General features: G+C 46.9%; 1 protein-coding gene. It reads right to left on the reverse strand.

The genetic code is table 11. The features are described from left to right. Positions 1-14 precede the first annotated feature (14 nt). Positions 15-478, reverse strand: a 464-nt coding sequence (gene tnpA, locus BQ17_RS04985) for an IS200/IS605 family transposase (protein WP_439645643.1), incomplete at its 5' end; no start/stop codon positions are given.

Raw genomic sequence — 478 nt, forward strand, 5'->3', positions numbered from 1 at the left:
ATGTCAAGCTAAAGCTACTCGAGACGGATGCGCGATACATTTTGCGGTTCTTTCCCTTCACTGTGATGATTGATATATTCGTTAATCACGTCATCGGTCACATTTCCACTGGTGGCGCTGAAATATCCCCGGGCCCAAAAATGCCGACCCCAGTATGTCTTCCTCAACTGCGGAAATTCTTGTTGGATCTTAGGCGACGATTTTCCCTTCGCTCTCTTCACGAAATCGCTTACTGGGATGTGGGGAGGTATTTCCGCGAAAATATGTACATGGTCGCTCGATACCACACCATTGAGAATCTTTACTCCAACCTCCTCCGCAGCTTGCGCAACCAACTCGCGTACCCGTTTCTTAATCTCATAATTCATCACCCGATATCGATACTTCGTGATCCACACCAGATGGTATCGGTGGTAAAAAATGGTGTGTCTGCCTCGGCTGTAGTTTTTCATAACAATGATGCTAAAGCACCATGCCT

Source organism: Candidatus Thiosymbion oneisti, from assembly GCF_900092655.1.
GTDB classification, from domain to species: domain Bacteria; phylum Pseudomonadota; class Gammaproteobacteria; order Chromatiales; family Chromatiaceae; genus Thiosymbion; species Thiosymbion oneisti.